The organism is bacterium (assembly GCA_021372535.1).
Classification (GTDB): Bacteria; Latescibacterota; Latescibacteria; order Latescibacterales; family Latescibacteraceae; genus JAFGMP01.
This window is the reverse complement of record JAJFUH010000192.1, coordinates 1-5,801: the sequence shown is the minus strand read 5'-3', so window position 1 is coordinate 5,801 and position 5,801 is coordinate 1. Positions and strand designations below refer to the sequence as shown.

Sequence of the window (5,801 nt, the reverse complement as noted above, 5' to 3'; positions counted from 1 at the left end):
CAAACATCATCCGATGATTCAACACAGCTTTGCCAGCCTCGAGACGGAAGAAATAGACTCCCGAAGACGCAAGAATACCTTTGTCGTCCTTACCGTTCCAGGCAACGGTGTGAGTGCCTGCCTGCATTTCCTGAACGAGGAGTGTCCTGATCTTCTGTCCCGTTATACTGTACACCGATATGTCGATACGCTCATCCTCGGGGATGTAAAATTCAATTGTCGTATCAGGATTGAAAGGATTGGGATAGTTACCGGTGATTTTCATCTGCATGGGGTGCGCGATGGATTTCTTTAATGGAGCAGCCTTTGTACCGACGCTTGTCAGCATGTTTGCTGTTCCAAGCCATTTTATACCCTGAGCATCCTCATATATACTCCAAAAATATGAGTCATCTTTCAATTCGCTGTCGTACTTCGTATAGCTTTGCCATTGAGCACCATCAAAACTCCACAAACCGGTCGATGTTCCGCACAACAGTATTCCTTCTTTGTCACGTATAATGGACAACACCATACGATCTTCAAGTATGTCATAGAGTGAACAAGCGCTGAACACTTCCCAGTTGTTGCCGGTGAAACGGGCGACGCCCGCTCCAGTGCCGAACCAGATTACACCATCATCATCGATATGAATTGCGGTGACAAGATTACTCGGCAATCCGGAATTATCCTGGGTATACGTTTTCCAAACCGCACCGTCATATCTCGATACTCCAAGACCGGTTCCTACCCATATCTCTTTGCCCTGTAATTTTAATGAGTAGATATAATCATCTGCAAGACCGTCTTTCTTTGTCTGGGTTGTAAATGTGTTGCCGTCGTAACAGACAAGTCCACCGCCATAGGTGCCTAACCACTTTCTGTTAAGCTCATCCACTTCAATCGATGTCACATGATTCGATGCCAGTCCGCTGTTTTCTGACGTGTACGTTGTCCATTTCTCGCCGCCGAAGCTCGATAAGCCATGCGGAGTACCTACCCAGAGAATATTTTCTCTGTCAAGAGCCATAGTACGCGCTTTATTATAGACCAGCCCGTCCTTTTCACCATACACCGTCCATTTCTCGCCATCGAACTTCGCCACCCCGCCGCCGTCGGTTCCGAACCACATCGCGCCGTTCGCGTCCTCTGTGATTGCGCGGATCTCGTTCGCGGGCAGACCGTCCGCTTTTGTGTACTCGCGCCATAATTCCTGGCCTGATACATTACCTGACATAAAAATAATGCCAGCCCCAAGTAAAATCACGTTAATGATCTTCATTTTCTCGCTCCTTTTCTTGTGTGGGTTTGGGAATGAATTGATTCAGCAACAATACCGATCACCCCCTTTCACGCAATTAGCGGATACGATAACAATACTAACAATAATACTAATATATTAGTATAGTCAAGTATATTTTAGCATATCGATAAAAATAGTTGTACTGTATTACCTCTATCTTATTGTTATTATGTTTATTAAAAAAATGATTGATTATTGGAAGAATAATGCACGTTTATTTGATTGACGGAAATCACCGTTATGCACGAAATTTTGCAGCTCACTCTGAACCTTTTTGAATATATTCATTCTTTAACAATGCCAGGTATACAGGCATATCAGGACGTTTTTTCAGCGCCGGTCTGCGGGTGTAAAAGATTTTTTACCGAAAAAAATAAGACGCCCATATCGAGCGTCTTATTTCATTGATTCTCTATTATTGAAGGACAGTTCGAACCGGTGCCTCCTCCCTTTATTTACTTACTCAGCGAGGTATAGGCGTTGTCGCATTTGTCGACTATCCATCCGCCGGAACACAGGGTGAAGCAGTCCCTGCAGTATATGCATTCATTGGCCAGGTCCGGAACCACGGCTATCTCACGGTTGATTCCCCTCCCTTTGAAATACACGGCGTTGAGTTTCTTGACTTCCGAGCAGTAACGGACGCACATGCCGCAGAGGTTGCAGTCGGTGTGATCGGAATGGAACCGTGACTCCGTGACGCCGTAATCTTTTGCCAGCGCCGAAAGCGAGGGCCACAGAAGCTCGATGATCATTTTACGGATTTTCGCGATCTTTTCCGTGTTCGTTTTCACCACGATGTTCTCTTCAGCGGGATAGGCGCAGGATGCCACGATTCTCGTGCGGTTTCCCTTCGTGACCTCGACCATGCACAGCCGGCATTCCCCGTATGGCTTCAGCTGCTTGTTGTAACACAGTGTCGGAATATGTATCCCGTTTCTCTGCGCCGCTTCGAGGATGGTTTCTCCCTCTTCCGCAGCGACCTGTCTGCCGTCGATTTCCAATGGTATCGTACTCATGATTTATTATCCTTTCGAAAAGTATCCTTTAGCGCCCGAATCACTCATACCCTCTCTGCAAACGACCGGACCGGTGTTTTTATCACCGCTCTTGCCTTATCGGGACAGACCGTATAGCAGCTGCCGCACTTGATGCAGTTCTCCTGATCGATGGCGAAAACCCGGTCTTTCGACACCGCGCTCGCCCGTATTTCGTAAATCGCGTTGGTCGGGCAGTTCTTGGCACAGGTACCGCATCCGATACAGGAATTCTTGTCGATGGCATACGATATGAGGTCCTTGCAGACACCTGCCGGGCAGCGTTTTTCCCTGATGTGGGCTTCGTATTCGCTCCTGAAGTGCCTGATCGTGCTCATGACCGGATTCGCCGCCGTTTTACCGAGCGCGCACAGGGCGGCAACCTGCATGAACTCCGCGAGTTCCTCGAGCAGCTCGATATCGCCCTCCCTGCCGTTTCCGGTCGTGATGTTGTTGAGGATTCTGAGCATCTGACGGAGCCCTTCACGGCACGGGACGCATTTCCCGCAGGATTCGTGGGCGAGAAAATCGGTGTAGTACCGCGCCGTATCGACCATGCAGGTTTCCTCGTCCATCACGATCATGCCGCCCGAACCCATCATCGAGCCCGCCTTGTCGAGCTCGTCGAAATCGACGGGGATATCGAGCATGCTCTCCGGAATCACTCCCCCGGAGGGACCGCCGGTCTGCACCGCCTTGAACTTCTTCCCCTTCAGGATTCCGCCGCCGATATCGAACACGATTTTCCGGAGGGTGATGCCCATGGGAACCTCGACAAGCCCGGTATTGTTCACCTTGCCGACGAGGGAGAATATCTTGGTGCCCTTGCTGTTTTCGGTGCCGATGCTCCTGAACCACCCGGCGCCTCTGTTTATGATTGCCGGTACATTCGCCCAGGTCTCGACATTGTTGAGGCAGGTCGGCTTGTCCCATAATCCCTTCACCGCGGTGTGGATGTATTTCGACCGCGGCTCGCCGACTTTTCCCTCGATGGCGGTCATCAGGGCACTCGATTCGCCCGAAACGAACGCTCCCGCGCCCCGGTGAATTGTCACATCGAAGTCGAAACCCGACCCGAGGATGTTTTCCCCGAGGAGTCCGAGCTCGTGCGCCTGTCTGATGGCGATTTCGGTATTCTCCACAGCGAGCGGGTATTCCTGGCGGACATAGATGAAACCCTCGTGAGAGCCGATGGCGTACGCACCGAGGAAAAGACCTTCAAGGACACTGTGTGGATTGCCTTCGAGGAGGCTCCTGTCCATATACGCTCCCGGATCGCCTTCATCGGCATTGACGATGACGTATTTGGGTTCCTCGGGCGCATTTTTGGTGGTATCCCATTTCCTTCCGGCGGGGAAGCCGCCGCCGCCGCGACCGCGCAGGTTGGCGTCACGAATTTCTTTCACCACGCTGTCGGGATTCATCTCGAAGAGAGCTTTTGCTGCTGCCGAATACCCGCCGATGGCGATGTAATCCTCGATTTTTTTAGGATCGACAAGCGCGTTACTGGCGAGTATTGTGCGGTGCTGATGTTTGTAGAAGGGGATATCGTCCATATGGGCGATACGGTCGCCGGTCGCAGGGTCCTTGTAGAGGAGGCGCTCGACCAGTTTTTTCTTGACGAGGGTCTGCTCGACGATCTCGGGAACATCTTTTTCCTTAGTACCTAGATAGCATATCTTTTCGGGAAGGATGACCACGATCGGCCCGCGCTCACAGAACCCGTAACACCCGGTCTTTCGCAGGTCAACGACATGCCGAAGCTCGTGCTTTTCGAGCTCGCGCTCGAATGCCCCGTAAATATCCTGGGAGCGGTAGGCAAGACAGCCCGTGCCAGAGCAGACCGTTATGCACGTACGGCTGGGATCGCGCCTGGCGTTAATGAATTCCTGTAACTTCCGGAGGTCGGAATATGAGTTCAGTTTTGGCATGACAATTCCCTCTTTTCTCTGTACGAATCAAATACTTTCTGAAGCTGGATCACTTTGGGATTGTTGAAGTACTGATCGTCGATCTTGATGACCGGGGCAAGGGCGCAGCACCCGAGACAGTGCACCGACTGGAGGGTGAAAAGCTTTTCCGAATCGGTTTCTCCGGGACTGATTCCGAGCAGATTGGAAACCCGTTCGAGAAGTTCCGAGGAACCGCGCACATGACACGCGGTGCCGTCGCATACCTGGATAATATGAGCACCCCGCGGTTTGAGGCTGAATGCCTCATAGAAATTGGCGATTGTGTAAATGGAATTGAGCGGGATATTGAGCCGCATCGATACCCACTTCAGGGCATGACGCGGGAGCCAGTTGATTTTTGCCTGTATGTCGAGCAGAATCTGGATCAGAGCGCTCTTTTTGTATTCATGCCGGTGAATCACCTCGTCAACGATTCTCAAATCGCGAACCATTTCCTGTATGGCTTTCTCGCGTTCGTGAATATGTCCGAGACTCTCGGCATGGAACCGTGCTTCGTTTTCGAGGTGTTCCAGTTCATCGAAGAAATCGCGTTTCCCCACACCGAGCGCATAAAATTCTCCGAGATTCTCGAGTCCTTTCAGGAGAAGGTCCTGCTTGTTCATCGGCGCCGGCCCGGGAACCTCGGCTGCGGGTATAATCTCTTCAGCGGACGGCATTTCATGGATTTGCCTTACCTGTAATCCGCGTTTGACTGATTCGAGAAGTTTATTCGGCTCGAACGGCTTGGTCAGAAAATCGAATGCCCCGATTTTCATCGTTTCCACCGCCGTATCGATCGAACCATAGCCGGTAATGACGATAGAAACGATACTCGGGTCGATCTCGGAGATTCGCGCAATTACTTCCTGCCCGGTCAGTCCCGGCATCTTCAGATCGACAAGAACGACTTTCGGGTGCGACTGCTCTACGAGTTTCAATCCCTGGAGACCATCGCGGGCAACCGCCGCCCGCAAGCCTTCCTCTTCGAGGGTCTGACGGCACCCTTCGCACATCGATTCATCGTCGTCGATAACGATGACATCAGGCCTTATTACTGTTACACCATCAGTGAGATTCATTATGAGCTCCTTGTACTGAATAATGAATGAAGCTGAACCATTATTTTAATTTCTTTTTCGCGGCGGGGTGTATTAAGCTCTGCCGGAAAAGGTAAGAGCTAAAACTCTACCAAAAACAGAAATACACCACATATCTCCGTCGTAATTATGTATATGTGCTTTGTTTTCAAGGAATTAAAGCGACGGTATCATGCATCTGGTAAAATTGAGGAACATGAACCGGAAACGATGTTCCGGGGGTATTTGTACCATCATTGAATGCAATGGGGAGAAATGTACCAAAACCGTTTTGTGCTGTGCTGTGTTATGTTTTAAAAGTCTTGTGATAAAGTCTGTAAGTGTGGATATAAGCTGTCAAGGGTCGGCACGAAGTGCTGATTTACATGCCCTTGACAGCACCGAAACAATACATTTCATTATCGGGCTCGTGAAAAATATACTTTTTCACAGC

4 protein-coding genes are annotated in these 5,801 nt (G+C 50.4%); all 4 read right to left on the bottom strand.

What is annotated here, in order from left to right; all coding sequences use genetic code 11:
- Positions 1-1,261: T9SS type A sorting domain-containing protein (locus LLG96_16940; GenBank protein MCE5251893.1), on the bottom strand; the 1,261-nt coding region annotated here is incomplete at its 3' end.
- A 476-nt stretch (positions 1,262-1,737) separates the two neighbouring features.
- The gene (locus LLG96_16935) at positions 1,738-2,301 is read right to left on the bottom strand and encodes a 2Fe-2S iron-sulfur cluster-binding protein (protein MCE5251892.1); all 564 of its coding nucleotides are present in this window, start codon (positions 2,299-2,301) and stop codon (positions 1,738-1,740) included.
- Between the two features lie 44 nt (positions 2,302-2,345).
- Positions 2,346-4,250 carry an NADH-quinone oxidoreductase subunit NuoF gene (locus tag LLG96_16930; protein MCE5251891.1) on the bottom strand — a complete coding sequence of 635 codons (1,905 nt, stop codon included), beginning with the start codon at positions 4,248-4,250 and terminating at the stop codon, positions 2,346-2,348.
- Positions 4,238-5,350 (bottom strand): NAD(P)H-dependent oxidoreductase subunit E, encoded by a 1,113-nt coding sequence (locus LLG96_16925; GenBank protein ID MCE5251890.1) that lies wholly within the window; start codon positions 5,348-5,350, stop codon positions 4,238-4,240. The genes LLG96_16930 and LLG96_16925 overlap by 13 nt, the downstream gene beginning before the upstream one ends.
- Positions 5,351-5,801 lie beyond the last annotated feature (451 nt).